This window comes from Prauserella alba (genome assembly GCF_024171735.1).
Lineage (GTDB): Bacteria > Actinomycetota > Actinomycetes > Mycobacteriales > Pseudonocardiaceae > Prauserella > Prauserella alba.
The window spans coordinates 1,902,705-1,927,177 of sequence record NZ_JAMTCH010000003.1; the positions used below are offsets into that span (position 1 = coordinate 1,902,705).

Annotated in this window: 19 protein-coding genes; 10 read left to right on the forward strand and 9 right to left on the reverse strand. The window is 70.8% G+C overall.

Annotated features, from left to right (window positions below; all coding sequences use genetic code 11):
- Positions 1-34: 34 nt before the first annotated feature.
- From sufC to LY12_RS08760, 4 genes are read right to left on the reverse strand one after another with little or no spacing between them, the layout of a single operon-like run.
- Entirely contained in the window at positions 35-796 is a 762-nt protein-coding gene (gene sufC, locus LY12_RS08745; protein ID WP_253854675.1) for a Fe-S cluster assembly ATPase SufC, read from the reverse strand.
- Between the two features lie 54 nt (positions 797-850).
- Positions 851-2,029 (reverse strand): Fe-S cluster assembly protein SufD, encoded by a 1,179-nt coding sequence (gene sufD, locus LY12_RS08750; protein WP_253854677.1) that lies wholly within the window; start codon positions 2,027-2,029, stop codon positions 851-853.
- Position 2,030: 1 nt separating this feature from the next.
- Complete coding sequence (gene sufB / locus LY12_RS08755; RefSeq protein ID WP_253854679.1) at positions 2,031-3,479, reverse strand: Fe-S cluster assembly protein SufB; 1,449 nt, start codon at positions 3,477-3,479, stop codon at positions 2,031-2,033.
- Positions 3,476-4,315: a helix-turn-helix transcriptional regulator gene (locus tag LY12_RS08760; protein ID WP_372493465.1), complete on the reverse strand. Its 840-nt coding sequence runs from the start codon at positions 4,313-4,315 to the stop codon at positions 3,476-3,478. The genes sufB and LY12_RS08760 overlap by 4 nt, the downstream gene beginning before the upstream one ends.
- A gap of 444 nt (positions 4,316-4,759) precedes the next feature.
- Between LY12_RS08760 and mptB the strand changes: the two genes are divergently transcribed.
- From mptB to LY12_RS08785, 5 genes are all read left to right on the forward strand, one after another.
- Entirely contained in the window at positions 4,760-6,505 is a 1,746-nt protein-coding gene (gene mptB, locus LY12_RS08765) for a polyprenol phosphomannose-dependent alpha 1,6 mannosyltransferase MptB (protein WP_372493486.1), read from the forward strand.
- A gap of 61 nt (positions 6,506-6,566) precedes the next feature.
- Positions 6,567-7,493 carry an ABC transporter ATP-binding protein gene (locus LY12_RS08770; RefSeq protein ID WP_253854681.1) on the forward strand — a complete coding sequence of 309 codons (927 nt, stop codon included), beginning with the start codon at positions 6,567-6,569 and terminating at the stop codon, positions 7,491-7,493.
- The gene (locus LY12_RS08775; protein WP_253854683.1) at positions 7,490-8,281 is read left to right on the forward strand and encodes an ABC transporter permease; all 792 of its coding nucleotides are present in this window, start codon (positions 7,490-7,492) and stop codon (positions 8,279-8,281) included. The genes LY12_RS08770 and LY12_RS08775 overlap by 4 nt, the downstream gene beginning before the upstream one ends.
- A gap of 220 nt (positions 8,282-8,501) precedes the next feature.
- Positions 8,502-9,542 carry a COX15/CtaA family protein gene (locus LY12_RS08780; protein WP_253854685.1) on the forward strand — a complete coding sequence of 347 codons (1,041 nt, stop codon included), beginning with the start codon at positions 8,502-8,504 and terminating at the stop codon, positions 9,540-9,542.
- 226 nt (positions 9,543-9,768) lie between these two features.
- A complete protein-coding gene (locus tag LY12_RS08785) occupies positions 9,769-10,722 on the forward strand; it encodes an acyl-CoA desaturase (RefSeq protein WP_253854687.1) in 954 nt (317 codons plus the stop codon).
- Positions 10,723-10,804: 82 nt separating this feature from the next.
- On the opposite strand, the gene LY12_RS08790 is transcribed toward LY12_RS08785, so the two are convergent.
- Both LY12_RS08790 and LY12_RS08795 read right to left on the reverse strand, forming a co-directional pair.
- Positions 10,805-11,686: an ATP-grasp domain-containing protein gene (locus tag LY12_RS08790; RefSeq protein WP_253854689.1), complete on the reverse strand. Its 882-nt coding sequence runs from the start codon at positions 11,684-11,686 to the stop codon at positions 10,805-10,807.
- Positions 11,683-12,006, reverse strand: coding sequence for a hypothetical protein (locus LY12_RS08795; RefSeq protein WP_253854691.1), 324 nt, complete (start codon positions 12,004-12,006; stop codon positions 11,683-11,685). The genes LY12_RS08790 and LY12_RS08795 overlap by 4 nt, the downstream gene beginning before the upstream one ends.
- A gap of 123 nt (positions 12,007-12,129) precedes the next feature.
- Here LY12_RS08795 and LY12_RS08800 point away from each other — a divergent pair, with 123 nt between their 5' ends.
- On the forward strand, positions 12,130-13,101 hold the full coding sequence (locus LY12_RS08800) for a quinone oxidoreductase family protein (protein WP_253854693.1): 972 nt from the start codon (positions 12,130-12,132) through the stop codon (positions 13,099-13,101).
- 81 nt (positions 13,102-13,182) lie between these two features.
- Here LY12_RS08800 and LY12_RS08805 read toward each other — a convergent pair whose 3' ends face one another.
- The 3 genes from LY12_RS08805 to LY12_RS08815 all read right to left on the reverse strand — a co-directional run bounded on the left by LY12_RS08805 (position 13,183) and on the right by LY12_RS08815 (position 17,387).
- The gene (locus tag LY12_RS08805; RefSeq protein WP_253854695.1) at positions 13,183-13,773 is read right to left on the reverse strand and encodes an FKBP-type peptidyl-prolyl cis-trans isomerase; all 591 of its coding nucleotides are present in this window, start codon (positions 13,771-13,773) and stop codon (positions 13,183-13,185) included.
- A 21-nt stretch (positions 13,774-13,794) separates the two neighbouring features.
- Positions 13,795-16,161, reverse strand: a complete 2,367-nt coding sequence (locus tag LY12_RS08810) for an ATP-binding domain-containing protein (RefSeq protein ID WP_253854697.1) — start codon at positions 16,159-16,161, stop codon at positions 13,795-13,797.
- Between the two features lie 194 nt (positions 16,162-16,355).
- Positions 16,356-17,387 carry a heme o synthase gene (locus tag LY12_RS08815; protein WP_253854699.1) on the reverse strand — a complete coding sequence of 344 codons (1,032 nt, stop codon included), beginning with the start codon at positions 17,385-17,387 and terminating at the stop codon, positions 16,356-16,358.
- Positions 17,388-18,079: 692 nt separating this feature from the next.
- Between LY12_RS08815 and tkt the strand changes: the two genes are divergently transcribed.
- The 4 genes from tkt to zwf are packed head-to-tail and all read left to right on the forward strand — an operon-like array spanning position 18,080 to position 24,452.
- A complete protein-coding gene (gene tkt / locus LY12_RS08820) occupies positions 18,080-20,179 on the forward strand; it encodes a transketolase (RefSeq protein WP_253854701.1) in 2,100 nt (699 codons plus the stop codon).
- A 20-nt stretch (positions 20,180-20,199) separates the two neighbouring features.
- Positions 20,200-21,309 carry a transaldolase gene (gene tal, locus LY12_RS08825; protein ID WP_253854704.1) on the forward strand — a complete coding sequence of 370 codons (1,110 nt, stop codon included), beginning with the start codon at positions 20,200-20,202 and terminating at the stop codon, positions 21,307-21,309.
- 9 nt (positions 21,310-21,318) lie between these two features.
- A complete protein-coding gene (locus tag LY12_RS08830; RefSeq protein ID WP_253854706.1) occupies positions 21,319-22,926 on the forward strand; it encodes a phosphoglucose isomerase-related protein in 1,608 nt (535 codons plus the stop codon).
- A complete protein-coding gene (gene zwf / locus LY12_RS08835; protein WP_253854709.1) occupies positions 22,923-24,452 on the forward strand; it encodes a glucose-6-phosphate dehydrogenase in 1,530 nt (509 codons plus the stop codon). The genes LY12_RS08830 and zwf overlap by 4 nt, the downstream gene beginning before the upstream one ends.
- Positions 24,453-24,473: the final 21 nt, after the last annotated feature.

Here is a 24,473-nt window from a genome sequence, read left to right on the forward strand (position 1 = left end):
CTCTCACCGCCGCCGGCAGACCGCGAGTGACGTGTCAGACCGCGGCTTCCGTCGTGAACTTGACGTAACCGTCGGCCTCGAGCTCGTCCGCCAGCTCCTTGCCGCCGGACTGCACGACCTTGCCGCCGGCGAACACGTGCACGAAGTCGGGCTCGATGTGCTTGAGCAGCCGCGAGTAGTGCGTGATCAGCATGACGCCGACCTCGTTGTTCGACTTGTACTCGTTCACCGCCGACGAGACGGTGCGCAGAGCGTCGACGTCGAGCCCCGAGTCGGTCTCGTCGAGGATGGCGAACTTCGGCTTCAGCAGCGCCATCTGCAGGATCTCGTGGCGCTTCTTCTCACCGCCGGAGAAGCCCTCGTTCACGCTGCGCTCGGCGAACTCGGGGGAGATCTCCAGCTGGCCCATCTCGTCCTTGACCTCCTTGACCCAGTGCCGCAGCTTCGGGGCCTCGCCGCGCACCGCGGTGGCGGCCGAGCGGAGGAAGTTCGACATCGACACGCCCGGCACCTCGACCGGGTACTGCATCGCGAGGAACAGGCCCGCGCGAGCACGCTCGTCGACGCTCATCTCCAGGACGTTCTCGCCGTCCAGCAGCACCTCGCCCGAGGTCACTTCGTACTTCGGGTGACCGGCGATCGCGTACGACAGCGTCGACTTGCCCGAGCCGTTCGGGCCCATGATCGCGTGGGTCTCACCCGAGCGGATGGTCAGGTTGACGCCGTTGAGGATCGGCTTGTTGCCCTCGTCGGTCACGACGTCGGCGTGCAGATCCTTGATTTCCAGTGTGGCCATGCCTTCTTCGTTTCTCTTCGGCGTTCGAAAGTCGTCAGTGATGGTCCGGCCGTGTTACACGCCGATGGCTTCGAGCTCGGCCTCGATGGCCGCCTCCAGCCGTTCGCGCACCTCGGGGACCTCGATCTTCATGAGGATCTCGTGGAAGAACCCGCGCACGACGAGCCTGCGGGCCTCCTCCTCCGGCAGACCGCGCGCCTGGAGGTAGAACAGCTGCTCGTCGTCGAACCGGCCCGTGGCGCTCGCGTGCCCCGCGCCCGAGATCTCACCGGTCTCGATCTCCAGGTTCGGCACCGAGTCGGCGCGCGCGCCCTCGGTCAGCACCAGGTTGCGGTTGAGCTCGAACGTCTCGGTCGCCTCGGCCGCCGCACGGATGAGCACGTCGCCGATCCACACCGAGTGTGCGCCGTCGCCCTGCAACGCGCCCTTGTACAGCACGTTGGACTTGCAGTGCGGCACCGCGTGGTCCACGAACAGCCGGTGCTCCTGGTGCTGGCCCGAGTCGGCGAAGTGCAGACCGAGCATCTCGACGTCACCGCCGGGGCCCGCGAACGTAGCCGTCGGGCTGACGCGCACCAGGTCGCCGCCGAGCGTGACCACGATGTGCTTGAGTCGCGAGTCCTTGCCCAGCTTCAGGTGCTGCTCGGAGACGTGGACCGCGTCGTCGGCCCAGTCCTGCACCGACACGACCGTCAGCTGCGCCCCGTCACCGAGGACGAACTCGATGTTGTCGGCATAGGTGCCGGAACCGACGTGGTCCAGCACGACCGTCGCCTCGCCGAACTGCTCGGCTCGAAGCTGCACGTGCCCGTAGGCGGTCTTGCCCTCACCGGGGCCGTGCAACCGCACCAGCGTGCGGGCCGACGCCTTCGTCTCGGCGGGCACCGTCACCAGCGTCGCCTTCTCGAACGACGAGTACGCCTGAGCCGAGATCCGATCGCTCGGAACGCCGGCCTGACCGAGTCGCTGGTCGTCCCGGCCCACTGTCTCGACTCGCACCTCCGGCGCGGTCTCGAGCTCCAGCTCGGCCTCGCCGGTGGCGGGCGCCGAACCGTCGTGCAGCCCGCGCAGGCGCTTCATCGGCGTGAAACGCCAGTTCTCCTCGCGGCCGCCCGGGACCTCGAACGCCTCGACGTCGTACGAGGCGAAACGCTCCGCGCGGGAGGCCGCCGGGATCGTGACCTCGGCGGCCTCCGCTACGTTCGCGGCTGCGGTGTTGTCAGCAACCGTCATGTCAGCCGACGCTTCCTTCCATCTGCAGTTCGATCAGGCGGTTGAGCTCGAGCGCGTACTCCATCGGCAGCTCCCGCGCGATGGGCTCGACGAACCCGCGCACCACCATCGCCATGGCCTCCTCCTCGGTGAGGCCGCGCGACATCAGGTAGAACAGCTGGTCCTCGCTCACCTTGGACACGGTGGCCTCGTGGCCCATGGAGACGTCGTCGTTGCGGATGTCCACGTACGGGTAGGTGTCCGACCGGGAGACCGTGTCCACCAGCAGGGCGTCACACACCACGTTGGAACGCGAGTGGTGCGCCCGCTTGGCCACCTTCACCAGACCCCGGTACGAGGTACGGCCGCCGCCGCGCGCCACCGACTTCGACACGATCGTCGAGGAGGTGTGCGGTGCAAGGTGCTCCATCTTCGCGCCCGCGTCCTGGTGCTGGCCCTCGCCCGCGAACGCGACCGAGAGGACCTCGCCCTTGGCGTGCTCGCCCATGAGGAACACCGACGGGTACTTCATGGTCACCTTGGAGCCGATGTTGCCGTCGACCCACTCCATGGTGGCGCCCTCTTCGGCCTTGGCGCGCTTGGTCACCAGGTTGTAGACGTTGTTCGACCAGTTCTGGATCGTCGTGTAGCGGCAACGGCCGCCCTTCTTCACCACGATCTCCACGACCGCCGAGTGCAGCGAGTCGGACTGGTAGATCGGCGCCGTGCAGCCCTCGACGTAGTGCACGTAGGCGTCCTCGTCGACGATGATCAGCGTCCGCTCGAACTGGCCCATGTTCTCCGTGTTGATGCGGAAGTAGGCCTGCAGCGGGATGTCGACGTGCACGCCCTTCGGCACGTAGATGAACGAACCACCGGACCACACGGCCGTGTTCAGCGCGGAGAACTTGTTGTCGCCCGCCGGGATGACCGAGCCGAAGTGCTCCTTGAACAGCTCCGGGTAGTCGCGCAGCGCCGTGTCGGTGTCCAGGAACAGCACGCCCTGGGCCTCCAGGTCCTCACGGATCTGGTGGTAGACGACCTCGGACTCGTACTGCGCGGCGACGCCGGCGACGAGGCGCTGCTTCTCCGCCTCGGGGATGCCGAGCTTGTCGTAGGTGTTCTTGATGTCCGTCGGCAGGTCCTCCCAGCTGGTGGCCTGCTTCTCGGTCGAACGCACGAAGTACTTGATGTTGTCGAAGTCGATCCCCGACAGGTCCGCGCCCCAGTTGGGCATCGGCTTGCGCTCGAAGAGCTTCAGGGCCTTCAAGCGTGCGTCGCGCATCCACTCCGGCTCGGACTTCTTCTCCGAGATGTCCGATACGACATCCTCGTCGACGCCACGGCGAGCGCTCGCGCCCGCCGTGTCCGGGTCCGCCCAGCCGAACGCGTAATTACCGAGAGACTCGATGGTCTCTTCCTGGCTCAACGGCGTGGTGGTGGGATTGCGCTGCTCGGCAGCGGCAGTCATGCGGTCGTCCCTCCATTCGGAGTTCGTGCTTCGTGACCCGGCGCCGGGCCGGGCACGTGCGTCGTACACGCGGCATCACCGCGCGCGATGGTGGCCAGTCGCTGCACGTGCGTGCCGAGCAACTGGGCGAAAGCCTCGGTCTCGGCCTCGCACAACTGCGGGAACTCCGCTGCGACGTGGGCCACCGGGCAGTGGTGCTGGCAGAGCTGCGCTCCGGTACCGGAGACTCCGATGCCCCCTTCCGAGGGATCACCCTCGGAAGAGGCCGAGCCGCCGGTGTCCGGACCGCCCGCGCCGACCTGCCTGGTCGACGCAGCGTAACCCTCCCTGGTCAAGACGGTGGCCAGGGCCTCCGCCTTGTCCGCGGGAGCACCCTCGTTCGAGATCTGCTCCCGGTACGGATCGACGAGCGCCGCCACGCGCCGCTCGGCGAACGCGCGAACCGCGTCCTCACCCACGTGCTCGGCGAGAAACCGGATCGCGGAGACCGCAAGGTCGTCGTAGGCGTGCCCGAACCGCGCCCTGCCCTGCTCGGTGAGCAGGAACAGCTTCGCGGGCCTGCCACGCCCTCTCCGGCCACGTCGCGACGCCTCCCTGGTCTCGGCCTCGGCATCGGCCAGCAGCGCGTCGAGATGCCGGCGCACCGCCGTCGGGCTGATACCGAGCTGTTCGGCCACCGCGGCCGCGGTCATCGGACCCTGCTCGAGCAGGACCCGGGCGACCTCGCCCCGGGTACCGCCGTCCGAACCCGGCGGCGGCACCGGTGCCGTGACGGAACCCGGATGCGCCGGTGGCGCGGTGCCACCCTGCTGGTCCTGGTTGCCGTCGTTTTTCACAACATAATTGTGTCTTATTTCCCCGCGGCAGGCAAAGGCGCCTCACCGGCAGTGACCGGAGTCACGGAACGAGGCGCGCACCCCGCCATACCGGCAGCGACACCGGAGGCAGCGTCGGAGCGAAGGGAGGATTCGGGCCCCTCCCGGCAGCCCGACCACCGCACCGCGTCTCACGGCACTGCCCCCTCACGGGCACAGCGACGCGTGGTTGTGTCGCACGTCCCGAGGCGGCCCTCGGAGACGGCCGGCGGCCCACGTGCGGCACCGCAGGACCAGGGCCTGCCCACCACCGGTCGGCGGGACGCTGCGCACCGCTAGTCTCTCGGCGTGGCATTCGGCAGGGGCCCCGTGGCATTCGGCGGGGGACGCAGGCGGCGACCCGGCGACGAGGACGATGCCGCGCCGGCACAGGACACCGGCGGTTCCGGAGCCCGCCAATCCCCGCTGACCGCCTCCAGTGTCTGGGTGCCCGCACGCTCGCCCGCGCATCCGGGCGAGCGCGAGCCGCTGACCGCCGACGAGCGACGGTCGGTCCGGCTCGTCCAGAGCTTCGGCACCTTCGGCTCGCTGATGCTCGCGTTCGGGTCCCTCGGGGCCGGCGCTGCCCCCGTGCTCAACCCGGTGAACACGCTGCCGGTGCTGCGACTCTTCGCGCGGATCCCCACGGTGTCGCTGGCGCTGGCGTTCATCGGCATGATCATGCTGATCGCCGGCTGGCTGCTGCTCGGCCGGTTCGCACGCCCCAGCCGCAAGCGCATCGTCGGCAAGCGGGAGCTGCACCGCACCCTGCTGCTGTGGATCGCCCCGCTGGTGGTGATCCCGCCGATCTTCACCCGGGACCCGTACGTCTACCTCGGCCAGAGTGAGGTCCTCACCCGCGGGATGGATCCCTACGAGGTCGGCCCCGAGGCCCTCGGCAACGACGACCCGCTCGTGGTCGGCGTCGCCAACATCTGGCGCGACACCCCCGCCCCGTACGGACCGCTGTTCCTGCGCATCGGCAGCTGGATCACCGGGATCACCGGCGAACACGTCTCCGGCGGCATCCTGCTGTTCCGCCTGCTCACCCTCGCCGGACTCGGCATCGTCGTCTGGGTACTGCCGCGCCTCGCGGACCGGTTCGGAGTCCCGCCGAGCACCGCACTGTGGCTCGGCGTGGCCAACCCGCTGGTGCTGTTCCACATCGTCGGCGGCGCCCACAACGACGCCCTCGGCATCGGCCTCATGCTGCTCGGCCTCGAAGTGGGACTCCGGCGCCTGCCGTACCGCGTCCGCGGCGATTCGCCCCCGCCGCTGGCCAAGGGCGAACTCCGGTTCATCGTGGCCGGGGCAGCCATCATCACCGTCGCCGCCACCGTCAAGCTGCACGCGATCGTCGCGCTCGGGTTCTTCGGCGTGATGATCGCCCGGCGCTGGTACGGCGGCATCAAGGACCTGCTCAAGGCCGCCGCCGGCATGCTCGTGATCTGCGCCGTCGTCATGACCGCGGTGACCTACGCAGTCGGGCTCGACTACGGCTGGGTCAACGGCCTGAGCACCCCGACGAAGCTCTGGAACTGGATCGCCCCCACGGCCGAGATCGGCCAGCTCGGGGGTGTGCTCGGCGTCACGCTCGGCCTCGGCAACCACACGGCGGGCATCATCGCCGTGCTCGCCATCCTGAGCTACCTGGCAGCGGGTGCGATCACCGTCAAGTTCCTGTGGGACAGCCTCCACTGGCGGTACCGGCCGATGATCGGCCTCGGCGTCTCCGTGGGCGCGTTCATGCTCCTGCACGTCGCGATGCAGCCGTGGTGGCTGCTGTGGGCGATCATCCCGCTCGCCGCATCGGCGGGCACGTCCCGGTTCCGCGTGCTCGCCACGGGGATGAGCGTGGCACTGGCCGTACTCATCCCGCCGAACGGCAGTCCGTTCGACGGCCGCCTCTACACCCTGCCGCAGGCCTACTTCGCGGGCGGGCTCGTCGTACTCGGCGCGCTGGCGCTGCTGTGGTGGCGAGCGCCTGCCGTGCTCTTCGCCCGTACCGACCCCGACGACCTGTTCCACCCGCAAGCGGGCCCGGCCCGCCGACGGCACCGCGCAAGCCCGTCGCGCTCCGCCGACGCCGCAGGCACGACGGCCGGTACCGGTGACCCACCGGAGGCGAGCGGCGCCGCACCCCGCGACGGCGCACCGCGCGGCAGACCCTGACCGGGCGAACCGCGCCAGGGCGACGCGAGCGCGCCGCCCGCACGCCGTACCCTTGACGTTCGTGAATGCTGCGGCCGTCGAGATCACCGGTCTGGTGAAGCGCTTCGGATCGGTCACCGCCGTCGACGGGCTGGATCTGAAGATGCCGAAAGGTGAGATCCTCGCCCTGCTCGGCCCCAACGGTGCGGGTAAGACGACCACCGTCGAGATCTGCGAAGGGTTCCGCACCCCCGACGCGGGCACCGTGCGGGTGCTCGGCCTCGACCCGGCACGCGACGGGGCCACCCTCCGGCCGCGGGTCGGTGTCATGCCGCAGGGCGGTGGCGCCTACCCGGGTGTGCACGCCGAGGAGATGCTCCGCCTCGTCGCAGCCTGCGCGGCCGAACCGCTCGACCCGGCCTGGCTGCTCGACGTCCTCGGCCTCGGGAGTGCGCGCCGCACCCCGTTCAAACGCCTCTCCGGTGGCCAGCAGCAACGACTGTCACTGGCCTGCGCCCTCATCGGCAGACCGGAACTCGTGTTCCTGGACGAACCCACCGCGGGCATGGACCCGCAGGCCCGCAGACTCGTGTGGGAACTGCTCGCCGCGCTCCGCACCGACGGCGTCAGTGTGCTGCTGACGACCCACCTCATGGAGGAAGCCGAGTCCCTCGCCGACGACGTCGTGATCGTCGACGACGGCACGGTCATCGCCCAGGGGTCGCCCAGCGCACTCACGGCGGAACACGCCGAGGACGCGCAGCTGCGGTTCCGCGCACGGCCCGGCCTCGACACCCGCCTGCTCGCCGCCGCACTGCCCGAGGGCTACGTCGCCGGAGAATCGAGCCCCGGTTCCTACCGCGTCATCGGGCACGTCGACCCGCAGGTCGTGTCCACGGTGACCTCCTGGTGCGCCCAGCAGGGCGTGCTGGCCGAGGAGCTGCACGTCGGCAGGCGGGACCTCGAAGAGGTCTTCCTCGAACTGACCGGACGGGAGCTGCGCACATGACGACGTCCCGCTTCGCCCCCGGCACCTTCACACCCGCACCCGGCCGCGGCCGGCTCGGGCACATGCTCGCCGCCCACGCGCGCGTCGAAACGGCGCTGACACTGCGGCACGGCGAGCAGATCCTGCTCACGCTCCTCATCCCGCTCGCCCTGCTCCTCGGGCTCAGCCTGCTCGACGTGCTGCCCGCGGGCGAGTTCGCCGACATGGACCGCGTCGACTGGATCACCCCGCGGATCCTCGCACTGGCCGTACTGTCCTCGGCCTTCACCGGCCAGGCCATCGCGCTCGGTTTCGACCGGCGCTACGGCGTACTGAAACGGCTCGCCGCCACCGCACTGCCACGGTGGCTGCTCGTCGCGGGCAGGCTCGTGGCCGCACTCGTCGTCGTCACGCTGCAGGTGCTGATCCTCGGCGGCGTCGCGGCGCTGCTCGGCTGGTCGCCGTCGGCTGCGGGCATCGCCTTCGCCGTCGCCGCGCTCGTGCTCGGCACGCTGTGCTTCGGCGCACTCGGCGTGCTGCTCGGCGGCGCGCTGAAAGCCGAGGCCGTCCTGGCGCTCGCGAACATCGTCTGGTTCGTCCTGCTGCTCGCCGGCGGGATCCTCATGGTGCCGTCCGCCCTGCCGGAGGCCTACGCGACGGTCGTCGGCATCCTGCCCTCCGGTGCGCTCGCGGAGGGCCTGCACGCCGCCCTCGTCGACGGCACGTTCTCCGCGGGATCCTGCGCCGTGCTGGCCGTCTGGGCGGCCCTCGCCGCGGCGATCGCCACGAGAACCACGAAACTCACCTGACCCCGCCTCGCATCACCGCCCCCAGGGGCACCTTGGTTGCAGTCAGTGCAACCAAGGTGCCCCTCGCTGCGATCCATGACGCCGGTAGGGCACGCATACGCCATGGCGGATGCGAGGGGAAGATCCGTGGCGTTGAACGCACCCAAGGTGCCCTTGGGGGCATCACCAGTCCCCACCGCCCAAACGGAAGCGCTTCGCGCCACCTCTTACACTGCGTAGTGTGAGCGCATTCGTGGAGCGGTTCTCCTCGCTCGTCGGCCGCCTGCCGTACCCGTCCCGTGCCGTGCAACGCACCATCGCGATCGCCGCGATCATCACGCAGGGTGGCATCGGCGTCACCGGCTCGGTCGTGCGCGTCACCGGCTCCGGCCTCGGCTGCCCCACGTGGCCGCAGTGCTTCCCCGGCAGCATGTTCCCGGTCGAGCATCCCGAGTACGAGATGTTCAACCAGTGGATCGAGTTCGGGAACCGCCTGCTCACCGGCATCGTCGGCATCGTCGCCGCGCTCTGCGTGATCATGGCCTGGCGCATCAAGCTCGATCACCCTGGCCGCTCCCGGCTCGTCAAGCTGGCGTGGACCATGCCCGGCGGCGTCGTCGCCCAGGCCGTCATCGGGGGTCTCACCGTGATGGCCGGTCTGCTGTGGTGGACCGTCGCGATCCACTTCCTCGTCTCCGCCGTCCTCGTCTGGCTCGCGACGCAGCTGCTGTACGCCCTCGACGAAGGCGACGACGCGCCACGGCCGGTCCTGCCCCCACGACACCGGCCGCTGATGCAGGCGCTGGTCGTCTCCCTGGCCGCGCTGCTCACCGCCGGCACCACCGTCACCGGCGCAGGACCGCACGGGGGCGACCCCGAAACCCCACGGTTCGGCGCACCCATCGAGACGCTCTCCTTCATCCACGGCGGGCTGCTCGTCGTGTTCCTGGCGATGCTCGCCGCGCTCGGGGCCGCCGCGTGGCGCCACCGCGCACAGAACCCACCCTCCGCGGCCCTGCGGCGCCGGTACGCGGTCGTCTGGGCCGTCTCGCTGGCACAGGGTGCACTCGGCAGCGTGCAGTACCTGCTCGGCGTACCGGAGGAGCTCGTGTCGTTCCACGTCCTCGGCTCCGCCGCCGTCATCGTCGCCGTGTCCGCGCTCTGGTGCGCCGCCCGTGACCGCGGCCCCGCCGTCAGCCACCGCCCCGCCGCCGTCGTGGCATCCGCGGACCCGGCGGACAGCGCGACGGCCGAGCCCGCCCACGACACCCCGTCCCGCTGACCCGCCGACATGGCCCCGGCCGTACACGGCGCTGTTCACGCCACGCCCACACCGACGGTGGCGTAGGTTTCGTCACCTGTCACCGCCGACGTACCCATGACCCCAGGGCGGGCCGGTATTCTCCGACCCGGTGCCGCCCACCGGCGGCCCGAACGCCCGCCTCCGCCGCGAGCGCCAGACCGTCCCACTCCCCTGCCACCGCATCGAGACGAGGTCGCACCTCCCCATGAGCACTGCCGAACAGGCGCCGGAAGCCCCATCCGGAACGTCCGGACCGAAGCCCCTCCTCGGTGAGACCCGCACCACGGGGCAAATGCTGGTGCTGAAGACGTTCCTGCTCATCCCGTTCGCCGCGCTGATCGTCGCGATCCCGTTCGCCTGGGGCTGGGGACTGAGCTGGCTCGACCTCGGCCTCGCTGTGGGCTTCTACACGATCGGCACGCTCGGCGTGACCGTCGGCTACCACCGCTACTTCACCCACGGCGCGTTCAAGACCGGCCGCCCGCTGCGCATCGCGCTCGCCATCGCCGGCAGCATGGCCGTGCAGGGTTCGGTGATCTTCTGGGTCGCCAGCCACCGCAGGCACCACGCGTTCGCCGACCGGGAAGGCGACCCGCACTCGCCCTGGCTGTTCGGCACGTCCCCCGGTGCGCTGCTGCGCGGCTTCTGGCACGCCCACATGGGGTGGATGTTCAAGCGCGACGTCACGAACTACCAGCGGTTCGCGCCGGACCTGCTCGCCGACGAGGACCTGAAGATCGTCAACCGGTTCTTCGCACTGTGGATCGTGGCCAGCCTCGGCCTGCCCGCACTCATCGGCGGCCTGGTGACCTGGTCCTGGTGGGGCGCGGTGACCGCGTTCTTCTGGGCCGGGCTCGTCCGCATCGCCTTCTCCCACCACGTGACGTGGTCGGTCAACTCGGTGTGCCACATGGTCGGCGAACGTCCGTTCACCAGCCGCGACAAGGCCTCCAACTTCTGGCCGCTGGCGATCCTGTCCATGGGCGAGTCGTGGCACAACTCCCACCATGCCGACCCGACGTGCGCCCGGCACGGGGTGCTGCGCGGTCAGCTCGACATCTCGGCCCGGCTGATCTGGATCTTCGAGAAACTCGGCTGGGTCCGGGGCGTCCGTTGGCCCAAGCCCGAGCGGCTCGCCGCCAAGCGCGTCGCCGCCTGACACCGCGAGTGCGGGGTGGTTTCGCCGGTCCGGCGGGCCGCCCCGCACGGTCACATCAGCGGCCGGTCACATCGGCGGCCGGTCACATCAGCGCGGCCCGGACCGCCGACGCGAACCGCAGGGGCGCGTCGGCGTCGGCCTGCCGGAACCCCAGGCTCGGCTCACTGACCTCCAGTTCCAGAAGCGCGGGCTCGCCGGAAGCGGTGCGCACCACGTCGACCCGGGCGTACAACAGCTCCGTGCGGTGCAGGCCGAGCCGCGCGGCTGCCGCGTCGAGGGCGTCCTCCGCGAGCGCCCGCCATGACGCCCCCGGCGCGGCGGTGGTCAGTTTCTCGGTGACGAACAGGCCCGATTCGTGCAGGTTCGCACCGCTGAGCATCGGTCCCTTGGTGAACGCGTGCGAGTACTGGCCGCCGAAGAACACCAGCGCCGTCTCGCCCTCGCTGTCGACCGCCGGCTGGTACGGCTGGACGACGGCGGTGTGGCCGTTGTCGTGCAGCGCGCGCAGGTGCCGTGTCGCCGCGTCGTGGCCCGCGGCCGTGAACCGTGCCGCACCGCGCGACCCGGCGCCGACGGACGGCTTCACGACGAAGTCCGTGCGCGGCCACTGCGGTGTCTCTCCCGGTGCGGCGAGCTCGGTGGGAACGATGTCGACGCCGGAGGCGGCCAGGTCGAGCAGGTAGGCCTTGTCGGTGTTCCAGCGGACCACACTCGCCCGGTTCGCCAGCCCCGGCACCGACTCGCACCACGCCAGGAACTCGTCGCGCCGCTCCGTGTAGTCCCACGTCGAACGCGGGATCACGATGTCGGCGGCCGCGAAGTCCTCGGCCGGGTCGTCCCAGACGGCCCACCGCGTGTCGACGCCGACGCCGGAGAGGGCGTCGGGGACGGCGTGCTCGTCCCCGTCACCCTGCGGCACACGCCCACAGCCGACCAGCAGAGCCGTGCGCTTCGCTACGGTCACGCGCGAGCGCGCGGACCGGCCATCGTGCGCCGGTGCTCCGCACCGATCACCGTGGAGTTCACGGTGTCCGAATCCCATGCGGCGGCTTCGAGATCGTCGATCGCCTCGACGAGCGCCGTGCCTGTCTCCGTACTCGGCACGACCACGTCGCCCATGGCGCCGTCCGCGCCGACCAGCACGACACGGGCGCCCAGGCGCCCGATCCGCTCCACTACGGCCCTCGTCGGCGCGCCGTGCTCGGCCACGAAGCCGCGCGCGGCGGACACGTGCGCCTTGGTCGGCTCGGCCTTGGTCTGCTCGGTGCTCTCGGTCTCAGCCACGGCGACAGTGTAGGGGCCGCTCCCGTCCGCGCGGACCGGGACGCGCTGCACGTCACGATCATGGCGCGGGCTCTAGGGTCGGAGCCGTCACGACCGAACGAACCTCACCGAGGAGGAACCCGCATGCCCACAGCCATCCGGATCGAGCGGACCGGAGGTCCGGAGGTCCTCACACCCGCCGACGTCGAGGTGCCCTCCCCCGGCCCCGGCGAGGTGCTGGTGGACGTCGCCGCCGCCGGGGTCAACTACATCGACACGTACCAACGCGCCGGCGTCTACCCGATGAAGCTGCCCTACACCCCGGGACTCGAAGGTGCGGGCACGGTGGCGGAGGTCGGTTCCGGGGTCGCCGGCCTCGCCCCGGGCGACCGGGTGGCGTGGCAGGGACATCCCGGTGGGTACGCACAGCGGGCACTCGTGCCCGCCGACGTGGCCGTCCCCGTGCCCGACGCGGTGCCGGCCGAGACGGCGGCGGCCGTGATGTTGCAGGGCGTCACCGCGCACTACCTCGTCAACTCGACGTACCCGGTGGCCGAGGGCGAGACGATCCTCGTGCACGCGGCCGCGGGCGGAGTGGGGCTGCTGCTGATCCAGCTCGCCAAGGCGAAGGGCGCCCGCGTGATCGGGACCGTGTCGACGGCGGAGAAGGAGACACTCGCCCGGCAGGCGGGCGCCGACGAGGTGATCCGCTACACCGACCGCGATTTCGCCGCGGCGGTCGACGAGCTGACCGGTGGCGACGGCGTGGCGGTCGTGTACGACGGCGTCGGCGCGAGCACGTACGAGGCGAGCCTGCGGTGCCTGCGCAGGCGGGGCATGCTCGTGCTGTTCGGCGCCTCCAGCGGCCCGGTGCCGCCGATCGACCCGCAGGTGCTCAACTCCGGCGGCTCGCTGTACCTCACACGCCCGACGGCCGCCGACTACGTCGCCACCCGCGACGAACTGACGTGGCGCACGGGCGAGCTGTTCTCCGCCGTGGCGGCGGGAACCCTCGACGTCCGGGTCGGGGCGCGGTACCCGCTGGTCGACGCGCGCACCGCCCACGAGGATCTCCAGGGCCGCCGCACCACCGGCAAGGTGCTGCTCATCCCGTGACGGCCCCCGGACGTACGACGCCCCCAGCGGCACCTTCCGGCGTCGCTGGGGGCGGGTTCGCGGCGGGGCGGGCGGTCCGGGTCAGGCGATACCGGTGATCTCGGCCACCACGACGAGGTTCTGGCCGGCGAGCGGGTTCCCGCTCTGCTCGGAGTAGCCCAGGTCGGGCGGCAGCACGATGAGCCGTTCGCCGCCCTGCCGGGCGCCGTCCAGGCCCTGCGACCAGCCCTCGATCTCCCCTGCGGGCGCGGACAGGTCGATCGACGCGGTACCGCTGTCGGCGACGCTGCCGTCGGACCAGCCGAACACGGTGTAGTCCAGCTGCACCGTCGACTGTGGAGTCGCGGCCGCACCGGACCCGGATGTGAGGTCGCGGGTGAGGACCTGTGCCGGGGCCGCGCAGTCACGCGGGATCTGGACCTGCGGCTCGCCCGCCGCGGTGTCGACCGTGACGTCGTCGGCCGCGCACGTGGCGCCGCCGTCGCCCCCGCCGGTGTGCCCGCCACCGTCGGCGCTGTCGGAAGCGGCGCTCTCGGACACCGACACGGGTGCGGGCGTGTGCGAGTTCTGCTCACCCGCCGGCTGGTCGGTCGGTTCCTCCAGGGACGGCGAGCACGCCGCGAGCGCCGTGGCGGCGGCCGCCGCGATCAGGATCTTGCCAGCTTTGCGCATGGGCCTACCCTAGCCGCCCGCTCACCGGGCGGTTTCCGCACCTGACACCGCGGGCTCGAGCGCGGCGGGCACCGGCCCGGTGTGCACGATCCCGAGCCGCCTCGTCGCCCGTGTCAGCGCGACGTACAGGTCGTTCAGGCCGCGCGGCGACTCGGCGATGATCTCGTCCGGTGCCGCGACGACGACCGAGTCGAACTCCAGCCCCTTCGCCCTGCCGACGGTCAGCACCGACACGCGCTCGGCGTCGGCCGGAACCGAGTCGAACGTCACATCCGCCAGCGTCTCGGGCACGACCACGGCGACCGTGCCGCCGTCCACTTCGGCCAGTTCGCCGTCCACAACGGACTTCAGCACGGGCGCCGGGGCGTTGCGGTCGGCACGGCACTGCCACGGCCGCACCCCGGTGTCGCGCACGGACTGCGGTGCCCGCAGCTCGGGGTCGATCGCCGCGAGCACCCCGGCCGCCACGTCCATCACCTCGGCGGGCGTGCGGTAGTTCACGGTGAGTTCCCGCAGCCGCCAGCGATCGCCGACGTACGGCGAGAGCACCTGCCCCCAGGACGACGTGCCACCGCGCGAACCGGTCTGCGACACGTCGCCGACCAGCGTCATCGACCGGCTCGGGCAGCGCCGCATGAGCGTTCGCCAGTCCATGGCCGACAGTTCCTGCGCCTCGTCGACGATGACGTGCCCGAACGTCCACGTCCGGTCCTGCGCGGCCCGCTGGGCGGCGGTCAGGTTGCTGCGGGCCTCCTGCCGCTCGGCGATCATCTCGGCGTCGAGAACGTCACGCACCCGGATCTGGTCCTCGTCGAGGATCTCGTCGTCCTGTTCGAGCACGTGCAGCACACCCTCGGCGTAGGCACGCTCCTCCCGCTCCCGCCGTTCCCGCCGCTCCCTGGCCTCGGTGTCGTCCTCGCCGAGCAGTTCGGCCAACTCGTCGAGCAGCGGGACGTCGCCGGGCGTCCACCACGAGCCGGGGCTGCGCAGCAGCGCGTCCCGCTCGGCGGCCGGCAACGAGGCCTCGGTGGCCGACGCCAGCCGGTCGGCATCGGTCAGCAGGTCGGCGAGCAGTTCCTGCGGCGTCAGCTTGGGCCACAGCGCGTGCAGCGCCGCGCGCACCGCGCGATCCTCGGTCAGCTCCTGCCGGATCGTCGCGTAGTCACGCTCGTCGAGCAGCACGCCGTCGTCGGCCTCGTCCTCGGTCAGCGGGACCTCCGGGACGTCGTCGAGCACGCTGGACTCGAGCCGCGCCACTGCCTGTTCCGCGAGCGCGTCGAGCAGCGTGTCGACGAACACGCGGCGCGCCACGTTGTGCGGCTTGAGCGTGGCCCGCGCCTTCTCCCGCGCCCACTCGCACGTGCGCCGGTCCAGCGTCAGCACGTCGTTGTCCTCGGCGTCGATGCGCATCACGTCATCCGGCACCGTCTGCCGGTCCTGCACGGCCTGTGCCAGCACATCCGCCATGACGACGCGTCCCTTGATCTCCGCGGCGCCCGCGCTGTCGGTGCCGACCGCTTCGAGGCCGGGATACAGCTCGCCGACCGTGGCCAGCAGCACCCCGGTCTCCCCCAGCGACGGCAGCACCTGGCCGATGTAGCGCAGGAACGTGCTGTTCGGACCGACGACCAGCACGCCGCGGGTGGTCAGTTGCCTCCGGTAGGTGTAGAGCAGGTACGCGGCCCGGTGCAGTGCGACGGCGGTCTTGCCGGTTCCGGGGCCGCCCTGAACGACCAGCACACCGCCCATGTCGGCGCGGATGATGCGATCCTGCTCGGCCTGGATGGTCGCGACGATGTCGCTCATCTCGCCGGTACGCCGCTGCTCCAGCGCGGACAGCAGGGCGGCCTCGCCAGCCAGCCCGAGATGGTCGCTGTCGCCCTCGGCCCCCAGGTCGAGCACTTCGTCGTCGACGCCCACGACCCGCCTCGTCAGGGTGCGCAGGTGCCTGCGCCTGCGCACGCCGTCCGGCGACGCGGCGGTGGCCAGGTAGAACGGGCGGGCCACCGGGGCCCGCCAGTCGATCAGCAACGGCCGGTAGTCGTCGGACTCGTCGAACAGGCCGAGCCTGCCGATGTACAGCGGCGATTCGACATCACCGCGGGCGAGCCGCGCGTCGGTGAAGTCGAGCCGGCCGAAGCACAGGCCCTGCTCCACCGACTTCAGCTGCGCCATGCGGTCGCTGTAGGTCGCCGTCGCGGCCTCGCGTTCGGCCTGCGCCTGTGGTTCGCCGTCGTCGACGGCGCGGAGACTGTCGGCCAACCGGCGGGTGACGAGCTCACGCTCGGCGTCCAGCGCGGCGTACAGACCGGTGACGTATTCCTGCTCCTCGGCGATCGCGGTGGTCTTACCGGTTTCGGTGGCCCGATCGTCGGCGGACACGGACAAGGGCGGCGCCTTTCGGACGTGGGGAGGGTCGGCCGAGGTTCAACGACCGCGACCGCGCATGAATTCCCGGGAGGCGGCGTGAATAACCCACCCGCCCGCCAGCGCCGCTCAGGGCGCCAGGACACGCCTCGGCACCGAACGCGCGACACGCGGGCGCCCCCTGCCCGACCGATTGCAGTGGCGCGATAGAGAACTCAGAACGGCAGGCCGAGCACCGGCATGCCGATCGCGGCGTCGACGGCGAGCGCGACGAACACGATCATGAGGTACGTGTTGGAACGGTGGAACAGCGCCATCGGCTTCGTCTCGCGGCCGCGCTTGACGCCGGCGTACAGGCTGTGGGCGTAGAAGAGGAACCACGCACCGGCCAACCCGGCGAAGGCCGCGTAGAGCCAGCTCGTGGCGGGCACGAGCAGCAGCGTCCAGCCGACCATGACCCACGAGTAGATGACGATCTGCTTAGCGACGTGCAGCGGGCTCGCGACGACGGGCAGCATCGGCACGCCGGCGCGCTCGTAGTCCTCGCGGTACTTCATCCCGAGCGCCCACGTGTGCGGCGGCGTCCAGAAGAAGATGACGCCGAACATGACGAAGGCCGGCCATTCGACGGTGCCGGTCACCGCCGCCCAGCCGATCACCACGGGCATGCATCCCGCGGCTCCGCCCCACACGACGTTCTGCGGCGTCCGCCGTTTCAGCCCGAGCGTGTAGACGAAGATGTAGAACAGGATCGTCGCGATCGCGAGCAGCCCGGCCAGCAGGTTTACCGTGGCGTAGAGCAGCGCGAACGACGCCGCACCGAGAACCAGGCCGAAGATCAGCGCGTTCGTGCGCGGGACCGTGTCCCGCACGAGCGGCCGCTTCTTCGTGCGGTTCATGACCTTGTCGATGTCGGCGTCGACGACGCAGTTGAGCGCGTTGGCGCTACCCGCGGCCATCGTGCCGCCGACGAGGGTCGCCAGCAGCAGCCACGGGTTCGGGATCTCCCGGCCTGCCAGGAACATCGCGGGGATCGTGGTGACGAGCAGCAGCTCGATCACACGCGGTTTCGCCAGGGCCGCATAGGCGGCGACGACACCGCGCACGCCACGCCTGCCACCCGACGGCCCACCGTCGGCGCCGGCCCCTGCGCCTCCGGCCGGGTCGGCACCGTCGACGTTGTTGTTGCCGGCGCTGGTGTGACCACTGCGCCCATGTGGCGGATGCGCAGCGTGCACCAACGACATGTCGCTCCCTGCGTCAGATTCGGGTCGGACCGTGACGGCGCGGACGCCGTGACAGCCGCGGATCGGCCGTTTCCGTGACAAAGGGTAGTAGAGGCCCGCCGGGCCCCGGCGCACGGCACCCCGGGGCGCAGCGCACGTCACATCCGCGGCCCGCGGGACGCCTCTCGGGTCACACCGCCCGTGTCGCGGCGCGCCCGGGCGCGCCCCCGGAGCGGGCAGATTACGCTGACCGGCGTCGGCCACCCGGCCGGCACCCGCCCGGCGAGCACCATGGGCATACGGCGCCTGATCGATTAAGATCGCGGTGTCGGCGTCCACGCGGTCGCAGCGCTCGACGGGGCACTACAGCGTCCGGACAACGAGCACCACAGCGTCCGGGAAGAGGAACGTCCGGGCAGAGGGACACAGAGCCCGGAAAGCACGGCGTGGTGTGTGCGGAGGCGGCCGGTGTGGAAGCACCACGACCCGGTGGGCACGGCGGGTCGGCCACGGCGTCCACCGACCACGACGACGTCGACCGCCGGCGACGACGACAATGTCGTCACGACAACCCGCTCACCACGACCACGGACAACGTCACCACGACAACACAGCGTCACCGCGACAACACACCGCGACAACACAGCGTCCGCCGACGCGCGGCGCGCACCGAAAAACAGCTTCAACCAAAGACGATCAGGAGCCGAGTTCTAGTGTCGGAAAACGCCTCGACCGCGGAGAACAACCCCTTGCTGCGCCGGAACTACCCGGCCGACTGGGCCGATGTCGACACCCGCGCCGTGGACACCGTCCGCGTTCTCGCCGCCGACGCGGTCGAGCACTGCGGCAGCGGTCACCCCGGCACGGCGATGAGCCTGGCGCCGGTGGCCTACTCGCTGTTCCAGCGCACCATGCGCCACGACCCGGCCGACCCGGAGTGGCCCGCGCGTGACCGGTTCGTGCTGTCGGCAGGCCATTCGAGCCTGACGCTCTACATCCAGCTGTTCCTCGCGGGCTACGGCCTCGAGATGGCCGACCTCGAGCAGCTGCGGAAGTGGGAGTCGAGGACCCCTGGCCACCCCGAGTACCGGCACACCCCCGGGGTGGAGACGACCACCGGGCCGCTCGGCCAGGGCCTGGCCAACGCGGTCGGCATGGCCATGGCCGCCCGTCGCGAGCGGGGCCTGCTCGACCCGGAGAGCCCGGCGGGTGAGAGCCCGTTCGACCACCACGTCTACGTGATCGCCTCCGACGGCGACATCGAGGAGGGTGTCACGTCCGAGGCCTCCTCGATCGCGGGCAGGCAGGAACTGGGCAACCTCGTGGTGATCTACGACGACAACCAGATCTCCATCGAGGACGACACGAACGTCGCGTTGTCGGAGGACACCGCCAAGCGCTACGAGGCCTACGGCTGGCACGTGCAGGTCGTCGACGGCGGTGAGGACGTCGTCGCGTTCGAGAACGCGATCGCCGCGGCGAAGGCCGAGTCGAGCAAGCCGTCGTTCATCCTGCTGCGCACGGTGATCGGCTACCCGGCGCCGACGAAGATGGACACCGGCAAGGCCCACGGCGCCGCGCTGGGCGCCGACGAGGTCGCCGCCGTGAAGAAGGCCCTCGACTTCGACCCGGAGCGCAGCTTCGTGATCGAGGACGACGTGCTCGCCCACACCCGCAAGGCGCTGGAACGCGGCAAGACCGAGCGCGCCCAGTGGCAGGAGCGCTTCGACACGTGGGCCACGCAGAACCCGGAGCGCAAGAAGATCGCCGACCGGCTGCGCACCCGGTCGCTGCCGGAGGGCTGGGCCGAGCAGCTGCCCACCTGGGAGCCCGACGAGAAGGGCGTGGCCACGCGCAAGGCGTCCGGTCAGGTGCTGAACGCGGTCGCCGACGTGCTGCCCGAGCTGTGGGGCGGCTCGGCCGACCTGGCGGAGAGCAACAACACGATCATCAACGGTTCCGACTCGTTCGGCCCGGAGTCCGCGTCGACGGACATGTTCACGATGAACCCGTACGGCCGGAACCTGCACTTCGGCGTGCGCGAGCACGCGATGGGCTCGATCCTCAACGGCATCGCGCTGCACGGCGGCACCCGTCCCTACGGTGCGACGTTCCTGATCTTCAGCGACTACATGCGCCCGGCCGTGCGGCTTGCCGCCCTGATGAAGGCGCCCGTCACCTACGTCTGGACGCACGATTCGATCGGGCTGGGTGAGGACGGGCCGACGCACCAGCCGATCGAGCAGCTCGCCTCGCTGCGTGCGATCCCGGGGCTGAGCGTCGCGCGCCCCGCCGACGCCAACGAGACGGCCGCCGCGTGGAAGACCGCGCTCGAGGACAACCAGCACCCGACGGGGCTGGCCCTCACCCGGCAGAACGTCCCGGTGCTGGAGGGCACGAACGCCGACGGTGTCGCGAAGGGCGCTTACGTGTTGGCCGAGGCGTCCAACGGCAACCCGGAGGTCGTGCTCATCGCGACCGGTTCCGAGGTTCAGCTGGCCGTCGAGGCCAGGGCGACCCTTGAGGCCGACGGCGTCGCGGCGAGTGTCGTGTCGATGCCGTGTGTCGAGTGGTTCGACCGCCAGGACCAGGCCTACCGCGACGCCGTCATCCCGCCGACCGTGAAGGCGCGGGTCGCCGTCGAGGCGGGCATCGCCCAGCCGTGGCACCGGTTCGTCGGCGACGGCGGCGAGATCGTCTCGATCGAGCACTTCGGCGCCTCCGCCGACTACAAGACACTGTTCCGTGAGTTCGGTTTCACCGCGGAGGCCGTGGTCGCCGCGGCCCGCCGCGCACTGGACAAGAACTCCTGACCGGATTGGGGAATCATCTGATGAGCACCAACCTCGCGGCTCTGTCCCAGGCCGGCGTGTCGATCTGGCTCGACGACCTGTCCCGCGACCGAATCAACTCCGGCAACCTGGCCGAGCTGATCCGCGACAAGCACGTCGTGGGCGTCACGACCAACCCGACGATCTTCGCGGGTGCGCTGGCCGACGGTGAGGCCTACGACGAGCAGGTGCGCGAGCTCGCGGCCCGCGGCGCCGATGTGCACGCGACCGTGCGTGAGCTGACGACCACCGACGTGCGCAACGCCGCGGACGTGTTCCGCGACGTGTACGCCGAGACCGGCGGCGTCGACGGCCGCGTGTCGATCGAGGTCGACCCGGGTCTGGCGCGCGACACCGACAAGACCGTCGCCGAGGCGGCCGACCTGTGGAAGACGGTCGACCGGCCGAACGTGCTGGTGAAGATCCCTGCCACCGAGGAGGGGCTGCCCGCCATCACGAAGACGCTCGCCCAGGGCATCAGCGTCAACGTCACGCTGATCTTCTCGGTCGAGCGCTACCGCGCCGTGATCGACGCCTACTTCGCCGGCCTGGAGCAGGCGAAGGCCAACGGTCACGACCTGTCGGCCATCCAGTCGGTCGCCTCGTTCTTCGTGTCCCGTGTGGACAGCGAGATCGACAAACGCCTCGAGGCCATCGGCACCGACGAGGCACTCGGCCTCCGCGGCCGGGCCGCCATCGCCAACGCCCGGCTCGCTTACGCCGCCTACGAGGAGCTGTTCTCCTCCGAGCGGTGGCGGGCGCTCGAGGCCGCGGGCGCCAACCCGCAGCGGCCGCTGTGGGCCTCCACCGGTGTGAAGAACCCGGACTACTCCGACACGCGCTACGTCGACGGGCTCGTCGTCGCCGGCACGGTCAACACGATGCCGGAGTCGACGCTGGAGGCCTCGGCCGACCACGCGAACGTCACCGGCGACACGGTGTCGGGCACGGCCGAACAGGCCCAGGCGGTGTTCGACGAGCTCTCCGCAGCGGGCATCGACATCACCGACGTCTTTCTCACGCTCGAGAACGAGGGCGTGGAGAAGTTCGACAAGTCGTGGGGCGAGCTGCTCGACACCGTGTCGGGCCAGCTCGAGAAGGCGAAGGGCTGAGACGCGGAGATGGGCGCTCAACAGATCGGGATCACCGTCGATCCCGCACTCGAGGCCGCTGCGGCACCGCTGCTCGACAAGCTCGTGGCCGACGGGGTGGCGAGCAAACTCGCCGCCCAGGACGCCACGCTGTGGGGTTCGGACGCCGAGTCCGAGGCGTCGATCCGGCTGTCGTGGACCGCGCTGCACCGCAGTTCGCGTCCGCTGATCGGTGAGATCGAAGCCCTGCGCAACGATCTGCGCTCGGAGGGCGTGGACCGCGTGGTGTTGGCGGGGATGGGCGGTTCGTCGCTCGCACCGGAGGTCATCACCGCCACGGCGGGCGTGCCGCTCACGGTGCTCGACACCACCGATCCCGCTCAGGTCGCCGACGCGCTCGCCGGCGACCTGGACCGCACGGTGCTCGTGGTGTCGTCGAAGTCGGGCACGACCGTCGAGACCGACAGCCACCGACGGGTGTTCGCGGCCGCCTTCGCGGAGGAGGGTCTCGACCCGGCACGGCACATCGTCGTGGTGACCGATCCGGGGTCGCCGCTGGCGGAACTGGACCAGTGCCGCAAGGTGTTCCTCGCCGATCCGCACGTGGGCGGCCGGTACTCGGCGCTGACGGCGTTCGGCCTCGTACCAGCGGGCCTGGCCGGTGCGGACGTCGCGCGGCTGCTCGACCAGGCGGCACTGGTCGCCGACACCGTGGCCGCCGACACGTCGGAGAACCCGGCGCTGCGGCTCGCGGCAGCGTTCGGCGCGGCCCACGAGGGCGGTGCCGAGAAGCTGGTGCTCGCCGACACCGGATCGGGTATCACCGGGTTCGGCGACTGGGCCGAACAGCTCATCGCCGAGTCGACGGGCAAGCAGGGCACGGGGTTGTTGCCGGTCGTCGTCGAAGGCCCGGACGCCCCCGGGTTCGGCGACGCGGGCGCCGACGCCACTCCCGTGGCGATCGGCCCGGCGGGCGACGGTGCACGCATCGCAGCGGACGGCCCACTCGGGGCGCAGTTCCTGCTGTGGGAGTGGGCCGTCGCGGTCGCGGGCAGGCTGCTCGGGATCGACCCGTTCGACCAGCCCGACGTCGAGGCCGCCAAGAAGGCCGCCCGTTCGCTGCTCGACGACCCGGACGCGCTGCACGCCACCTCGGCCCCCGCTGCGGTGTCGGGCGCGGTGGAGGTCTACGCCTCCACCGGCACGAGCGCCGAAGGCTCGCTGGCCGACATGCTGCGGGAGTTCACCGACACGGTGCCCGACGGCGGCTACCTCTCCGTGCAGGCCTACCTCGACCGGCTGGACGATGCGTCAGCGGCGTTGCTGCGGTCGGAGATCGCCAAGCGCGCCGGTACGCAGACCACGTTCGGCTGGGGCCCGCGGTTCCTCCACTCCACGGGCCAATACCACAAGGGCGGCCATCAGAACGGGGTGTTCCTGCAGATCACCGGTGCCTCCGAGGAGGATCTGCAGGTCCCCGACCGGCCGTACACGTTGGGCACGCTCCAGCTGGCTCAGGCGCTCGGTGACGGCCAGGTGCTGGCCGACCACGGCAGACCGGTGCTGCGGCTGCACCTGACCGACCGGGCGGCGGGTCTGGCGGAAGTCATGCGTGCCGTACAGGAGCTCGATCGATGACGCGTAGCTGGACCAATCCGCTCCGCGACCCCAGAGACAAACGCCTCCCCCGTATCGCCGGGCCGTCCAGTCTGGTGATCTTCGGCGTCACGGGCGATCTGTCCCGCAAGAAGCTCATGCCCGCGATCTACGACCTGGCCCATCGCGGGTTGCTGCCTCCGGGGTTCTCCCTCATCGGGTTCGCCCGCCGCGAATGGGAGAACCAGGACTTCGGTGAGGTCGTCCACGACGCCGTGGCCGAGCACGCGCGGACGCCGTTCCGCGAGTCGGTGTGGAACCGGCTCGCGGAAGGCATCCGGTTCGTGCAGGGCACGTTCGACGACGACGACGCCTTCGACCGGTTGGCGCAGACGGTGCACGACCTGGACGCCGAACGCGGCACGGGCGGCAACACGGCGTTCTACCTGTCGATCCCGCCGTGGGCGTTCCCGATCGTGACCAAGCAGCTCTCCCGGAGCGGGCTGGCCGACTGCGACGAGGACACCTGGCGCCGCGTCGTGATCGAGAAGCCGTTCGGCCACGACCTCGCCAGTGCCCAGGAGCTCAACTCCGTGGTGAACCACGTCTTCCCCGAGGAGTCGGTGTTCCGCATCGACCACTATCTCGGCAAGGAGACGGTGCAGAACATCATGGCGCTGCGGTTCGCGAACCAGCTGTTCGAACCGCTGTGGAACGCCCACTACGTCGACCACGTGCAGATCACGATGGCCGAGGACATCGGCCTCGGCGGGCGTGCGGCGTACTACGACGGCATCGGCGCGGCACGCGACGTGATCCAGAACCACCTGCTGCAGCTGCTCGCGCTCACGGCGATGGAGGAACCGGTCTCGTTCGAACCGGGCGCGCTGCGGGCCGAGAAGGTCAAGGTGCTGGGTGCGACGAAACCGGTCGGCCCGTTCGACGAGACGACCGCGGCCGGGCAGTACTCGGGCGGCTGGCAGGGCGGCAAGAAGGTGCCGGGGCTGGCCCAGGAGGCCGGGTTCCGCAAGGAGTCGACCACCGAGACCTACGCCGCCGTGACGCTGGAGGTTCAGAACCGCCGGTGGGCGGGCGTGCCGTTCTACCTGCGCACCGGCAAACGGCTGGGCAGGCGCGTGACGGAGATCGCCGTGGTGTTCAAGCGGGCACCGCACCTGCCGTTCGACTCGACCTCGACCGAGGAGCTCGGTGAGAACGCACTCGTGATCCGGGTGCAGCCGGACGAGGGCGTGACGATGCGGTTCGGGTCGAAGGTGCCGGGCACGACCATGGAGGTCCGCGACGTCACGATGGACTTCGGCTACGGCCATTCGTTCACCGAGAGCTCCCCGGAGGCCTACGAGCGGCTGATCCTGGACGTGCTGCTGGGCGAACCGTCGCTGTTCCCGGTGAACGAAGAGGTCGAGCTGTCGTGGAAGATCCTCGATCCGATCCTCGAGCACTGGGCGGAGCGGGGCAGTCCCGAGCTTTACGCGCCGGGCAGCTGGGGACCGCCGTCGGCGGACCACGTCCTCGAGCGCACCGGCCGCAACTGGAGGCGCCCGTGATCCACCCTTGCGCAGCCCCCG